Genomic DNA, 13,776 nt, shown 5'->3' with positions numbered 1-13,776 from the left:
ATTAGCTAACTTAGCTAAGTTTGTCAATGCTAATTGCTACTTGCGGTAATAATTTTGCGAAAGGTCTTGATGATGATAACCACGTCGTTCCAAAAGCTCCAGTTTTGCACGTAGTAGATGTCCAGTTGTCGCCGTTCGTCAAAGTCGATATCTTTGCGGCCAGAGATTTGGGCCAGGCCTGTCATGCCTGATTTGACGCTCAGGATGGCGTGTTTCTTTTCGTAGGCATTCAGTTCTTGTGGCACCAGCGCACGGGGTCCTACCAGGCTAATATCGCCCTGGAGGACGTTGAATAGTTGGGGTAGTTCGTCGATGCTGGTGGCACGCGTAAACCTGCCGATTTTGGATATGCGTGGATCGTTGGGTAGAAAATCGCCATTGGCCCGAAATTCTTTGAGTAGGTCCAACCGGTGCATGCGCTTGAACCCTTCTTCGGGCGAGCAGTTATAGCCACGCTTGATACTGCGAAACTTGAAAACCCGGAATTCACGATTGAACCGTGTTAGCCGGTTCTGCCGGAAGAACACAGGTTCCCTAGGGTCAGATAGCTTGATAGCAATGGCCACCAGCATAAAGAGCGGGGACAAAATGATCAGAATAAGTGTGGCGGCAATCAGGTCAAAAATGCGCTTCACGATGCGCCCCCAGCCAATCAGGGCAGTTTGGTGCACGGCAATCACTGGCAGGCTGCCGGCAAACAGTTCTACGGCGATATTGCCCACAAACAGGTCGGTGTTGCCGGGGACAAAGCGGTACGAGACGTGGTTTTGCTGGGAGTATTGCAAGATCTCGTTATTCCTGTCCTGGTCTTTGTAGAGCTCTGTCTGAATAATGCCATGAATAGGCTCTGCTAGGTCCTGAATAGCTTCGGCAAAGGTGGGGAAGTCGCGAAACTGTTTGACGTCACGTCCGACAATACCCAAGACATGCTGCCCTGTTCGCTTGGTGTTGCTGATAGCAAAGGCCATTTCCTGGCTGGCGCTGGTGTTGCCAACCAACAGGACGTTGCTGATGCCAATACCGTATTTAAAGAGGGTACGCCGAGCAATGCGTGCAATGGTGCGGAAAAGCAGCAAAAAACTAAACCCGAGCACCAGGGCGTATACGGGCACCAATCGAGCTGGGAATAATTCGTTGGCGCTTACAAAGTCATAGCCAATAACCACCAGGATGCCTATAAAAGAGCCAACCAACAACCGACCAAATTCAGAGAATCGTTTTTCGTATACATCGGGACTGTACAGGCCGATAAAGCCATGCACCAAAACCCAGAGTGGCAAGATAGTCAACGAGGCGTGCAGGTAGGTCATGGCCGGTATTTGTTCGATAAGCGGACGAGGGTCTACCTTGACTCGCAAGATGTAGGCAGCCGTAAAGGCGGCAACCAGGGCCAAGAAGTCGCCGAGTACCAGGATAAGTGCATACACAAGAGAGGCGTTGTTTTTCATTATCTAGGCATCATTGTACCACTGTTACGTTCTACGGTTTGTTATAGTGAGGCTATGAGTAAAATTTCCCATGATAGCGAGACTCCGGCTCACGGCCAGCAAGTCATAACGGCGGTCGCAGTTATTCATCACGTATTTGATGGAGCTACTAAAATACTACTGCCCAAGCGAGCGGATACTAAGAAATTCTTGCCTAGCATCTATGAGCTTCCAGGTGGTCACATAGACTTCGGCGAAGATATTATTGCCGGCCTTAAGCGCGAGATACAAGAAGAGTTAAGCGTGACTATTGCTATTGGTGATCCATTTGCGGCCTTTGGTTACACGAATCACGTAAAGGGTTCACATTCGATCGAGGTTATTTACTTTGCAACCCTGGTTGACTCGCCGGACGCCATCAAGCTTCATCTCGAAGATCACTCATCTTATGAGTGGGTAGCCAAGAACGAATTGCACAAAGTTATATCTGCCGGAAAAGGTGAAGATGATATAGAGATCCGCAATCTTCGTAAAGCCTTTGACCTTCTTGAGGGCGGCCAGCTCGATTTTGCTAATTAGCCCAGCAGCTCCACGATCTTGTCATGTAGGGTTGTTCCGTTGGTAGTTACAAAGTCAGGAGCTCGCCATTCACTGGTTTGTCTTGAAAAGTCAGTAACCTTACCGCCAGCCTCACTGACCATACTTTGGCAGCTACGTAATCTTCTAGATCGCCGGCCTTGGACTTTTCCTCGATCGTTAGTACTTCGCCAAAGTAGCGTTTTACAATCTTTCCGCCTGCGTGTGCGGCTGTAATAATTTTTGCATGACGGCATACCGCCAGGATGTGAGCTTAAAATATTTACTTTACTATAAAATTGTGTTATAATAATTATATCTATGTCAAACACTTTGTCTGGACAAGAAGTCCTAACTTCTGCGACCGATCAAGAGCTAGACTACGCCGAGTCGTTGCTGATTGAATCTGAAGATCCAGACGAAAGAGATGCTGCCGCCTCGCTTATTATTACAACTGTTACGCAAGCTTTTGGCGAGCGATGGTATGACCAGGGACATCAAACGTGGACGCTTGACGAGCCAAGGCATGGCCTTCGACGGTCTGTGCACCCGGATATGCCAGGCAATGCAACCAAAGACGCAGTTATAGAAGATTATCAGGCCAATGCCACCAGAAGGGACTTTAGGGTTCTGGATACTCCCGATCGACGCATCCTAGAGATCGATCAAGGTTCTGTGTGGGAAGTTCCGTACGGGCCCAAGCCCTACGCGTTTGCTGGTCTAAGTTCATGCAGCCTACTAGTGGGGTATGGGTCCGATGGTATGGCAGTTGGCCACGTGGCCTTCAGCGAGACGGATGCTACAGACGTGGTGCTAAAGTTTTTTGAAGACAAGGGCATATCCCCAGGTAACACTTATGTTGTGGCCAGCCTGAGTCATGAAGAGCAGTCCTGGTCGGCCAAGGCACTCGTCGATGATCAGCAGTATTACGAGGATCGGGGCATTCCGGCATCACACATACTGCCCGTCCGTTATACTTTTGAGCCTGGAGAAAATGGCCAGCTCGGGGTCTACCATGACGTTGCCATGGTAGTAGCAACAGACAGCTATATTGCAGTGCGTTCGCTTGATCAAGATACCTCTGGACGGGAGCTGGCCGAGAACCAGACAAAGGTGATGTCGGTCCGCTAAGCGTATCGGTATGTCTATGGCGAGATGACTCGTCTTTCGCTGGTTACTCCTGGTATACTAAACAAAAAGCGAAAGCGTTTATGGCTCGACTCAAAAAGAAACAGCGCAAAGAACTCATCCGTATCACCGAATATATGGTGACCGGCGGGGCGTACTTTTGGTCGGGCTACCTCATGTTCTTTGTGCTGGACAAGGGTTTGGGGCTCAACTTGTGGTGGGCTAAGCTACTGGCCAACGTAACCGGTTGGCTGATCAACTATGCTCTGCAGCGCTACTGGGTATTTAATAATCCGGCCTTGGCTAAAAATCAGACAGAAGTCACGGGGCGTTACAGTATAATTACGCTCGTAGACTGGGTGTTGGACTATGTCATTGTGGCTAGTCTACAGTCTGTCGGCATTACGCCGTATTTGGGCCAGTTTGCGTCGTCCGGTTTCTTCACTGTTTGGAATTATCTATGGTACAAATACTGGGTTTTTCCAGAGAAGTTTACCAAGAAGACTAAGATCACCGTGCCTAAGGTGGTAGCGCACCGGGCACACAGCCACCATGGCTATCTAAGGGGCAAATAATGGCACAGGCAGCATCAGAACCAACTAACAGCGTTCGGCCCACTAAAAAGCAGCGCGAGCTGCTGGCTTATATAGAAGCTTTTATCACCGAGCACGGCTACAGCCCGAGCTACCGAGAGATCATGACGGGCCTGGAATACACGTCCGTCGCCACAGTAGCACTGCACGTCAACAATCTTATTAAGCGAGGGCATTTGCGCAAACGCGACCGGTCGGCCCGATCGCTCGAAGTGGTGGCTCCAAGCGAGCAAACCAAGGTCAAGACCAACGTTGTCAAAGACGGTGAAGAAAAGTGGCTGGTAGAAAAAGTAGAACATTTCTTTTCGCAACTAGAGCAAGCCGCCAAAGCTGAGCAGGCTAAAATAGACGAACTATACGTGCTGATTGGTGCCCTCAAAGTATTGGGTCTGGACGGCGCAGCCCAGAGCTTCATGCCCCGATTGAGTGCCATCAAGCAGACGATCGACAAAGACTAGGTTGTAGTTATATCGCGGTGGTTGAAATAGGTCAGTCCAAGTACGGTCAGAATGATAGCGGCAGCCATCAGGCCAATTACGGGAGCGGTAGAGAAGTCCGAGGCTGGCATGGGCGGCAGGTGGCCAAATGGTGAAAGGTCCATTATCCATTGTGGCAATTCCAAGAGAACACCCAACTGCATGACCAGTAGACAGGCGGCGAAACCTCCCCATACGACTGCTACAGCCATGCGTGGCAAAAAGCTGAACACGGCTATGGCAAAACCAGCGAAGGCAAAAATAGCGGCCGATTGGACCAGCGAAGCGATGATGATCTCGCCCAACTTGCTCCACGCTGCGTCAGAAGCTAGGACAAATGTGACGCCCATGCTGAGGGCGGTCAGTAGCATCAGGGTGACTATACCTATAGCGATGTAGATGATGTGACTCAGCATCCATTGGCGCCTACCAACACTGCCGCTCAGGACAGATTCGAGCTGCCCATTGGCTTCTTCGCTGCGCATCCTCAGCAGCGACTGCGCGGCGTAGCCGGCAACGGTGACAGCCATAAAGCTGATGAGTATGCCCAAGAAAGCATCGTTAACATCACCCCCAAGCTGTCCAATAAATTGTTGAAATTCTTCATTTTCTGCCAAAAGGTCCTGGAATTCTTTAACCACCAGGCCATAGGTCACACCCAAAACCACAATGGTGGCAATCCAACCGCGCAAGATACCACGCTGCAGCCGTATGGCCAGACCAAATGTACTGAGCAATGAGCGCGCAGCGCGGGCTGGTCCGGGACGGGTGGCTATCATGCCCAGGCCAATGTCTCGTTTGGCCATAAAAGCCACAGACAGGCCGACCGTTATTACAAATAGCGTGCCGAACAGGCCGAATATCCACCAGTTAGCTTGGGTATAGGGATGTATCAGCTGGGCCCAGCCAAGAGGTGATAACCAGGTTGGAAAAGCGCTCTGGATAGCCAGCCCACCATCTTTCAGGCTGCCCAGACTGTCACCAACAGCGCGTAGCAGAAACGCAGTGCCAATAGCCATAGCAGAGAAACTGTTAGCCCCGCGAGCGCTATCAGCCAGTTGGGCTGCTACCGCCGCGATGGCGGCAAACGTGATCCCGGTGGCTGCAAAGGCCAGCCCGGTGCCAGCAGAACCGGCAGTAGGCAGGTCGTTGGACAGCAGAGCAAGGGTGGCAAGTCCGGCAAAGACAAGGTTGGCCAAGACGGCCACAACCAAGGCGGCGATCAGACTGGCGTGTCGGCTGACGACACCTGATTCGATCAGTTCTGAACGGCCGAACTCTTCGTTCTGTCGGGTGTGACGTACGACGGTGAGGGTGCTCATGAAAGCTATAGCCAGGGCAAGGAACAGAAAGGTCTCGTTCAGGACGATGGCACCAATGTTCGGCCCGTCCAGTGGTCCCGCAAACACGCGCTGCACCACGCTTGGGGCGGATGTCCGGGCATACAGCACTAACTGCTCGGTAGAGCTTCCGTATACCGTGATGGTCTGCGCTACAGAAGACATGAAAACAAAGAACAGTACAGCGATTATGATCGGAAGCTTGATCCGATCACGTCGCAGGGCGAGTCTGACGAGTCGCCATGTCCCAGTAAACCCATGCATTACTCTGTCTCCGTCGGCTTGGTGTCGTTATCGTAGTGCGAAAGGAATAGCTCCTCGAGCGTCGGTGGGTGACTGGTGAGGGAGCGGACGTTGAGCTTGGTGAGTGCTTCCAGTGCGGCGTCTAATCGGTGACTGTCTACCTCGAACTGGACATAACGGCCTTTGTCGTTGACCTCCAGATTATGGACGTCCTTGAACAGTGACTTGGTCGCCGGGTGTTCCACATGGGCTTTGACAGTGGTGCGGTGCAAGTGGCGAAGGTCGTCGAGCGTGCCGGATTGGACGGTGCGCCCCTCGCGGATGATGGTGACTCTGTCACACAGTGCCTCGACCTCGGCCAGGATGTGACTAGAAAGTAGAATAGTTTTATCAGCTTTCTTGAGCTCTTTTATGCACTCCTGGAAGACAGCTTCCATGAGCGGATCCAAGCCAGAGGTTGGTTCGTCTAATATATACAGATCGACGTCAGAAGCCAGGGCGGCGATGAGGGCGACCTTTTGGCGATTACCCTTAGAGTAGGTGCGGAATTTTTTGCGTGGGTCCAGCTGGAAGCGGTCCAGCAACATGGCTCGGCGTTCTTTGTCTAGGCCACCACGCAGTGCGCCCAGCAGGTCAATAGACTCGCCGCCGGACAAGTTTGGCCACAGATTTACATCACCGGGCACATAGGCCAAACGGCGGTGTAGGGTGACGGCATCTTTCTTTGGGTCACCGCCCAGCAGCTGAGCAGACCCAGAAGTTTTGTCGAGCAGGCCCAACAGAACGCGAATGGTTGTCGACTTGCCGGCTCCGTTGGGCCCAAGCAGGCCATGCACTTCACCTTTGCGGACGGCCAGCTCTAGTCCGTCCAACGCCTTAAAGTTGCCGAACTTTTTCACCAGGTTCTTCACATCTATAGCGTTTTGTTGTTCATCCATACTTTTAATAGTCTCAAACATACGTGCCGCCTGCAATCTTAAGGACCTGGCACAGACTGTGAAGATACATTATGCTGCCAATAATTCCTGAAGCTTAAGGGGTGGATCGCACCGTTCGGCCAGACCAGCAAAGTTAGGGCCGTATGAGAGATTATCCCAAAACAGAGCATGTACAGGCGGCTGCTCTGGTGATCTGCCCAAGCCTGACGCCAACCGTGAAGGCAAGGCTTCGAATGGCTGAATGGAGTAATCGGGCAGCCCAAGCTTGACCGCCTCCTGCTGATCAATACTTCGCCAGTCTCTGTAGAATTCAAGACTGTCCCAATCAACCTCTGGCAACTCTGAAAAACTACCAAAAGTTGCGAGTTTACCCAGTCGTTCACAGACTTCAGGCACTTTTTGCTCAAGCCATGGCTCAAGTTCTGCAGTGTCTGCAGGGCAGGCAAATTCAACACCCAGTGCACGCGGGACTCTTTCATAAAAGGTGTAATCGGTAAGTAGAATACGACTGCGTCCTAAAAAAGAGGCAACCTTGAGCAGGCTTGGCTCCGGGTTTGGACCGGTAAAGGCATATTCTGAGGAAAGAGAGTTATGGATATCTATAGTAAGGGGAAAGGCGTTGCAGATCCGTATAAGCCGAGGCAATCTTCGTTCTTCAAACTTGTTTGAATGGGGGCGTATCTTCGCTGTGCTTAGCTCGCAATGTATATAGCGCTCTGCCTCTTGAACGGCCGAAGTGTTTGCTATGGACGGATAGAGCGATTCACTCGTCTCATTTAGGTGTTCGACTACGGCTGGACCGAGTGGTTCGTTGCCGTGCATGCCACCAAGTATCATAATGCCACTCCGAAGACTGTCTGCCCACCATTCATCAAAGGTTTCTGGTGATGCAAAATCAAAAGGACTTCCCATATAAAGTATAAGGTATCTGATGGGGCGGTGGCCTGGCAAGTATGGGGAATGCTAACAGCACGGTATACTTTTAGCATGACTACCATAGAGGCGATTATCCTAGGACTGACGCAGGGTCTGACCGAGTTTATCCCGGTATCGAGTTCTGGCCACTTGGTACTGTTGCATCAAGCCATGGGGATTACAGAAAATGGCCTGACCTTTGACGTGGCCTTACATATTGGCACGCTTGGTGCGCTTGTGCTGTATTTTTGTAAAGACATTGTTTTGTTGATTCAGGGAATACTGGGCAGAAACGAATACAAGCGGGTGGCTTGGCTGATTGCTCTGGCAACCATTCCGGCAGTGATTGCTGGCATGGTGCTACAGGGTTCTGCCGAATCAGCTTTTCGGTCTACTCGGTTGGTGGCGGTCAACCTGATTGCAGTGGCACTACTTATGCTGGCGGCCGAAGCTTTTGCCAAGCGCTACAAACATAAGGCGGGACTAAAAGAGATCTCGTGGAAGCAAGCGCTGGCCGTGGGCATAGCCCAGGGGGCGGCAATTGTTCCCGGCGTGTCACGTTCGGGCGGCACCATTACCACTGGTTTGTTTATGGGGATCGACCGGGTGGCGGCCACGCGGTTCTCGTTCTTGCTGGGCATACCTATTACCGCCGGAGCCATTGTAAAAGTTCTGGCAACGGGTGAGTCGGCACACATGATGGGGCAAGAGACAGGTTTGTTTGTGGTAGGCATTGTGACGGCTTTGGTGAGCGGACTGTTCGCCATCAAATTCTTACTGAAATATCTTTCGGGACATACGCTGGCTGCTTTTGCTTATTATCGGATTGGTTTGGGCCTACTTGTTTTGCTCGTCACGTTATAATGAGATTCACATATGACAAGAAAGTATCGTGTAGGTCGTAACCCCAAAAACCGTGGACGCAAAGTCTTTGCGGTGGTGGCGTGTTCGATGGTTATTGTTGGCGGGCTGGGCGGGTTCTTGGTCTGGGACACTCAACGAAACAGTAAGCAAGAAGAAGTCATGGGCGTTAGCCGGACGGTAACCCAGGCCGGTGAAAAAGACGCCACCGATCCAGTAAATGTGACAGAACCTCTTTTTTCTTTTAGTCTGCCGCCAGACTGGAAGCTAAAAGAACGCACCAAGAGCCCTAACGAACAGAGTATAACCTGGCAGGCTACTAAAAAAGGCGAGGACAATCGGTGGTTCAAGATTTATTTCGACACCATTCCCGCCGACCTACCAGTCAACCGTCTGTTGCCGGTAGATATCGTGGACAATACGCTGTCCTACCGCCAGGTATCAGATAACTGCGCCAATTTCACGACGGTGCCAAACCCGCAGAACAAGACCCCATTACCATCCAAGTGGCAAGGGGTCGATTTTATATGTGATGTCCCTAATTTTGTGCAGAACAAGGTGGGGGTAAACACGCCAGGTGCCCTGAACGCTGCCACCATTGCCGGACCCACCAAGGGCAAACACAAATACTTCTTTGTTTATACTGACCACAATATCCAGCCGGACTACACCATCCTGTATACCATTGTCCGGTCTTTCAGGGCGCTCTAAGACTCGACATCTACGGCGTCGGCAGATATCTCTAGGATAGTAGCAAGGGTGTCTGCCTGCCAGCGCTGTACTCTTTGGGCACCGAGTTTGGTCTCGACCTTAGTGGGGGCGCCGAGCACTGCCTTTTGGCGTTCGGCATCAGCCCAGAGGACAGCGGGTAGTACCCAGCCTCGCCTGACAATGTCTACGGTGCGCTGATTTACACTGCCCAGTGTTACGTGTTCGGGTTGATGATCGTCGCCATATTCTATGGCGTCAGTCTTGCCAGACCAAGCCATGTTGAGGTTTCTCCCAGTGAGCGTACGTGAGGCTGCTGGCTGGTCGATCCAGCGGTGGACTCTCTGGCGCATGCGAGCGTTATTGGTGCTAACGAGTGAATCCGGTAGGCCAAGCTGGGCAATAGTGTTAGTTCGTTGCAGGCTCATGAATACACGATTACCCTTCTGGAGAAGCTCTGAGCCTGCTATCCCCATGCCGACAATCCCGATGGTAGTGATCCCTCGACTAATTACCAAACCGTTATGGTCCTTCCAGGCCTCAGAGTCCTCTTCTTCTAAATATTCTGCCAGGGCGGCAGACCAAATTGCTACGTCTGCCAATGTGCCGTGGGTGGTGACTGCAGAAACATGCTCGCCCTGTCTTAGTTTTTCGAGCACCGCATCGCGAATGTCGGTCTGTTCTCGCAGGGCTGTACGGGCAGCCAGAAACAGTTCCGGGGCAGCGCCAGTGGCTATGGCTTCTATCTCATCGTAGGTAGCAAGAGTGGGCGATAACTCAACGGTTTCGAGTTGTTGTGACCTGTGTTTTTCTGGGTCGTAGGGAAGTGGCTCGAATAGGTCAGGGTTGGCCATGATGTGCTTCAAGGTAGTACTTGCTAGGTCGTCATGTACACTCGCCCGCAGGTTGTCAGATAAATCATCATACCGGAAAGTTTCTAGCGTGCTCATAGTCAAGCAGTATAGCACTATGCTCGGAGGGCAAATTGCACCTTCGGTTTACCTGAAACTCGTACAAGCCACTATTACTGTACGGTCTAATATTTCTTATTTTGATTCGGGCGCTTAACCAAAGCCTGCTAAAATATGCGCTGTGAAACAATACAAATATATCCTGTTGGACTGGGATGGTAATCTGGCGCGAACCCTCGACATTTGGCTGGCGGCCCTCAAGGTGCCGCTGGAGAAGCGTGGCCACTTCTTTAGTGATGAAGAAATTGGTGCCAACTTTACGGTCTTTCAAGAACGTATGGAAGCACTTGGGATTACTGATATTGACGCTATGGTAGCTGAGGCAGACGAGATCGCCACCCGTGAAGCACCGAATGTTGAACTTTACCCCGATGCATTAGTGACACTTGATATGCTCCATAAAGCAGGCAAAAAAATCGCACTCGTAACAACTTCACGTCATGGCCAGATCGACCCTTTGTTAGAAAAGTACAAGCTGCAAGATATGTTTGACCTAATCGTGTGCGGTGATGATGTCACGCACCACAAGCCAAACCCCGAACCAATCGAGAGGGCGATAAAACTATTCGGTGCTACAAAAGTCGAAGCCGTCATGGTTGGTGACGCAGCCAGTGATATCAGGGCCGCTAATAACGCTGGGGTTGATTCTGTCCTGTTCTTTCCACCTGAGCACGCCAAGTTCTATGACATTGAAGAGCTCAGGCGGTTACATCCCACCCATATTATTGAGAGCTTTCGCGAAATCGTTCACATAGCCGCCTAGTCAGGTTACAAAATTAATCCTTTAAATGGAGTATCTATATGCTCGTCGCAGGAATGGCTACTATGCCGGATCGTTTGCCCTATTTAGAAGAAGTGGTCGAAACCATACGTCCACAAGTAGATGTTTTGCGCGTCTACCTCAATAACTTCGTGGAGGTGCCGGACTTCCTTGGCCCTGAAGAAGCAACGCTCTCTGGTGATGCTCGAGGTGACCTCGGTGCCGAAGGCAAACTCTACTGGATGGACGGAAAAGATGGCCTGGAAGATCATACTCACTACCTAACTATTGACGATGATCTAGGCTATCCGGACGATTACGTCTCAACGCTCGTTCGCGAATTTGATGCTCGGGGGGGCAGGCTATTGTCGGCGTTCATGGCTCCACGTTTCTGCACCCTGTAGAAGATTTTGTTGAGTCGCGTGATGAGCGCTTTCGTTTCTATGAGCCACTCGACAAGGCACGCCAGGTGCACCTACTGGGCACGGCAACAACAATGTGGAGCCGGGATACAATTAAACTTGACCTCGATGAGGATTTTCCAATGCGTAATGCTTCAGATTTGCAATTGGCGGTAGCTGCCCAGAGACAGGGAGTTCCTATGGTTGCCATTGCTCGACCAGAACAATGGATTACCGAAAAACGTCCCTGGACAGCCGAAGGATTTTCAATTTGGAAATCTACAAAAGCAGAGGGGCATAGTCAAGCTAAGACGCACCTTGCTAAAACGGCAGTCGCGGAGTGGGTACTCTACCCTGATCCCATAAGTTCTGTACAGTAGTCTTGGCGTAGCACTATGCACGGAGGGCAAGTTGCAGGCAAAAATACTACATATAGCGTGAGCGCGATAAGCTATACTACTAGTAGAAGTAACAGCAAAACACTTCAGGTTTAACAAACACGCATTTCGCACTTGAGTGCTCAGTGCATTTTATTCTCGAGAAGTGGACCAAGCCGTACTTTAGTACGGTGCGGGAGCATCGCAGAGAAAAAATGTGCTGGGTGCCAAGAAGACAGCAGGGTCCTGGGCTCTGCTCAGGAGCAAGCTGGCTGGTGCGTGATGTGTGAAAATATGCCGGAATCAGGTGAGAATCCTGAGCTGTGCCGCAACTGTAAGGTGCCTCTCCTCAAAGGAATGCGCCAAGCCAGACACGGTAGATTAAGTCTCTCGAGCAGGAGCGTCACAAACGGACCATCATACCCTGCTTTTCGAGACCAAAGAAAAAAGTAGGGTTTTTTATGAACTCATTTCACATCTCCCCTCCAGCCTCAAGCCGTTCTGACGGCACACTATGGCAGTTTCGCTTCGCAGTGTACCTACGGGTACGCTTTGTCGCGAGAACTGACATACTGTACTCGCCAGAACGGCTTTCACTTAACAGACGTGAGGTGTGAAATGAGTTCAATGGAGGGGGATTTTTCGGGGGAACGGCCACGAGGGCCAGAGCATCCAGGTATCTGTGATGCTGCTGAGTTCGTGGATCGTGATGCCATAGAGGCACAGGCCTGGGGTCTTATTGCTAACCGCGAATCCCTGAACGATGTCGAGGTAGCTCAGCAAGAGCGTCGTGACAATGCCCGCACAGCCCTGTGGGAGGGTCTGACCAAATCCGGTCACCTGTCCCGTATAGAAATCCATGGAACATTCGAAGAGATCAATGCCCAAGTACTGTCTCGGTTGCTACGAGGCTGGAGCGATCGTCTGCCAGAGGCCGAAAAACGACGTCGTTTTCCGGAGATATGCGAAGAGCTGACCATCCAGGCGGTCCAAAAAGCTATTGTTGCAGACGAACTGCCAGAATCGACTGCAGTAGCCCTGGCCAGTGATTTCCCAGAGGACATGCCGGAAAAAAGTGCCCGCAACTTGGGCTACCGACCAGATAACAAAAAAGGCATGGTGCGCTCGACTCACCTAGTGGCTCACCCAGACGGTACTTATACGCGGATCATCGAACAGATGAGCCGCAGTAATGGTACCTGGCGCAGTACTTTTGGATTCTTGAAGGCTGCGGGGATTACGCCCATGCATCGGGAAACAGCGGACGTCACAGCGCTAGCAACACCTTTCTTATATAGCGTCCAGGATTACACCAACGGCGTGGTTGATATCCAAAAGCGACTGGACCAACACGCTGGCCCCAACATTCGCTACGGCGAAATTATTGGTGCCAACCCGTTGCATGTTAACTACGACCAGGTGCGCCAAGAATCTATGGCGCGTGAAAAGCAGGCCGAGAAGCTCCTGGACGGAATAGCTGCGTACGAAGAGAAGTTGGACGCACTGGTGGCCCAAGGCCTTATAGAACAGCGCCAGCGCGATAGCCAGTATGGCAAGAAAATCCTGCACACCTTGCGGGCCATTTGTACCATGGCGCCCGAATATGCCGCTGACTGTTTCGGGCAAAAGGCGGCCACGTACTATCAGCGGGCATCAGACGCAGTTTTGACCGGGGACTTTGATCGGGCGCAGCGAATTATCAGTGATGCCCGTCAGCATGAAGAAGTAGTAGTGATATGTGGAGCATCACTGAGCGACGAAGAAGAGGCCGAACTGGGCTTGGGTCTGGACAGCATGGCAAACAACTTGAAAAACACCAAGGAACTTTGGGGGTGGAAGGCAGGCATTTGCCGCGTGATGAGCTGTGCAACTCGCCCAGGCCAAACCGAAGTTGGGCCCTGTAGCGTCTGTCGCAAGTGTCAGGCCAAATTCGACAAAGGCCAGGATCCTACCAAGCTGACAACCCGGCCCAAGCCCAAGGCGCCTGCAACGATAGAACTCATCAAACCAAAGATAGTCGAGCCCGAGCCTATGCCACTTGCGGCCTAAGCGGATAAAATAA

Annotated in this window: 16 protein-coding genes and 1 riboswitch; of the genes, 10 read left to right on the top strand and 6 right to left on the bottom strand. The window is 51.5% G+C overall.

The genetic code is table 11. The annotated features are described in order from the left end of the window. Positions 1 to 29: 29 nt before the first annotated feature. Entirely contained in the window at positions 30 to 1,448 is a 1,419-nt protein-coding gene (locus tag VK694_02575; protein HTE57602.1) for a sugar transferase, read from the bottom strand. Positions 1,449 to 1,502: 54 nt separating this feature from the next. Between VK694_02575 and VK694_02570 the strand changes: the two genes are divergently transcribed. Next, positions 1,503 to 2,006 carry an NUDIX hydrolase gene (locus VK694_02570; GenBank protein HTE57601.1) on the top strand — a complete coding sequence of 168 codons (504 nt, stop codon included), beginning with the start codon at positions 1,503 to 1,505 and terminating at the stop codon, positions 2,004 to 2,006. On the opposite strand, the gene VK694_02565 is transcribed toward VK694_02570, so the two are convergent. Further along, positions 2,003 to 2,128 (bottom strand): hypothetical protein, encoded by a 126-nt coding sequence (locus tag VK694_02565; protein ID HTE57600.1) that lies wholly within the window; start codon positions 2,126 to 2,128, stop codon positions 2,003 to 2,005. The two genes, VK694_02570 and VK694_02565, sit on opposite strands and share 4 nt — an antisense overlap. 196 nt (positions 2,129 to 2,324) lie before the next feature. Here VK694_02565 and VK694_02560 point away from each other — a divergent pair, with 196 nt between their 5' ends. The 3 genes from VK694_02560 to VK694_02550 all read left to right on the top strand — a co-directional run bounded on the left by VK694_02560 (position 2,325) and on the right by VK694_02550 (position 4,182). Next, on the top strand, positions 2,325 to 3,134 hold the full coding sequence (locus VK694_02560) for a hypothetical protein (protein ID HTE57599.1): 810 nt from the start codon (positions 2,325 to 2,327) through the stop codon (positions 3,132 to 3,134). 80 nt (positions 3,135 to 3,214) lie between these two features. Next, entirely contained in the window at positions 3,215 to 3,706 is a 492-nt protein-coding gene (locus VK694_02555; GenBank protein HTE57598.1) for a GtrA family protein, read from the top strand. Next, complete coding sequence (locus VK694_02550) at positions 3,706 to 4,182, top strand: hypothetical protein (protein ID HTE57597.1); 477 nt, start codon at positions 3,706 to 3,708, stop codon at positions 4,180 to 4,182. The genes VK694_02555 and VK694_02550 overlap by 1 nt, the downstream gene beginning before the upstream one ends. Here VK694_02550 and VK694_02545 read toward each other — a convergent pair. The 3 genes from VK694_02545 to VK694_02535 all read right to left on the bottom strand — a co-directional run bounded on the left by VK694_02545 (position 4,179) and on the right by VK694_02535 (position 7,633). Further along, positions 4,179 to 5,804: an anibiotic ABC transporter gene (locus tag VK694_02545; GenBank protein HTE57596.1), complete on the bottom strand. Its 1,626-nt coding sequence runs from the start codon at positions 5,802 to 5,804 to the stop codon at positions 4,179 to 4,181. The two genes, VK694_02550 and VK694_02545, sit on opposite strands and share 4 nt — an antisense overlap. Continuing rightward, positions 5,804 to 6,721 carry an ABC transporter ATP-binding protein gene (locus VK694_02540; GenBank protein ID HTE57595.1) on the bottom strand — a complete coding sequence of 306 codons (918 nt, stop codon included), beginning with the start codon at positions 6,719 to 6,721 and terminating at the stop codon, positions 5,804 to 5,806. The genes VK694_02545 and VK694_02540 overlap by 1 nt, the downstream gene beginning before the upstream one ends. 69 nt (positions 6,722 to 6,790) lie before the next feature. Continuing rightward, on the bottom strand, positions 6,791 to 7,633 hold the full coding sequence (locus VK694_02535; GenBank protein HTE57594.1) for a hypothetical protein: 843 nt from the start codon (positions 7,631 to 7,633) through the stop codon (positions 6,791 to 6,793). A gap of 75 nt (positions 7,634 to 7,708) precedes the next feature. Here VK694_02535 and uppP point away from each other — a divergent pair, with 75 nt between their 5' ends. Beyond that, positions 7,709 to 8,500 (top strand): undecaprenyl-diphosphatase UppP, encoded by a 792-nt coding sequence (uppP, locus tag VK694_02530; protein HTE57593.1) that lies wholly within the window; start codon positions 7,709 to 7,711, stop codon positions 8,498 to 8,500. Between the two features lie 12 nt (positions 8,501 to 8,512). Continuing rightward, complete coding sequence (locus tag VK694_02525) at positions 8,513 to 9,208, top strand: hypothetical protein (protein HTE57592.1); 696 nt, start codon at positions 8,513 to 8,515, stop codon at positions 9,206 to 9,208. On the opposite strand, the gene VK694_02520 is transcribed toward VK694_02525, so the two are convergent. Then, the gene (locus VK694_02520; protein ID HTE57591.1) at positions 9,205 to 10,155 is read right to left on the bottom strand and encodes a hypothetical protein; all 951 of its coding nucleotides are present in this window, start codon (positions 10,153 to 10,155) and stop codon (positions 9,205 to 9,207) included. The two genes, VK694_02525 and VK694_02520, sit on opposite strands and share 4 nt — an antisense overlap. Before the next feature lie 142 nt (positions 10,156 to 10,297). Between VK694_02520 and VK694_02515 the strand changes: the two genes are divergently transcribed. The 4 genes from VK694_02515 (at position 10,298) to VK694_02500 (ending at position 13,763) form a co-directional block, all read left to right on the top strand. Then, a complete protein-coding gene (locus tag VK694_02515; GenBank protein HTE57590.1) occupies positions 10,298 to 10,939 on the top strand; it encodes an HAD-IIIA family hydrolase in 642 nt (213 codons plus the stop codon). A gap of 38 nt (positions 10,940 to 10,977) precedes the next feature. Beyond that, positions 10,978 to 11,340: a hypothetical protein gene (locus tag VK694_02510; GenBank protein HTE57589.1), complete on the top strand. Its 363-nt coding sequence runs from the start codon at positions 10,978 to 10,980 to the stop codon at positions 11,338 to 11,340. A 140-nt stretch (positions 11,341 to 11,480) separates the two neighbouring features. Further along, positions 11,481 to 11,717, top strand: a complete 237-nt coding sequence (locus VK694_02505; GenBank protein ID HTE57588.1) for a hypothetical protein — start codon at positions 11,481 to 11,483, stop codon at positions 11,715 to 11,717. Positions 11,718 to 12,013: 296 nt separating this feature from the next. After that, positions 12,014 to 12,089, top strand: a riboswitch (cobalamin riboswitch). A 243-nt stretch (positions 12,090 to 12,332) separates the two neighbouring features. Then, complete coding sequence (locus VK694_02500) at positions 12,333 to 13,763, top strand: hypothetical protein (protein HTE57587.1); 1,431 nt, start codon at positions 12,333 to 12,335, stop codon at positions 13,761 to 13,763. Positions 13,764 to 13,776 lie beyond the last annotated feature (13 nt).

This window comes from Verrucomicrobiia bacterium (genome assembly GCA_035489575.1).
Lineage (GTDB): Bacteria > Patescibacteriota > Saccharimonadia > Saccharimonadales > JAGQNK01 > DATHJY01.
The sequence above is the reverse complement of the archived record's forward strand: the minus strand, read 5'-3'. Positions and strand labels throughout refer to the sequence as shown.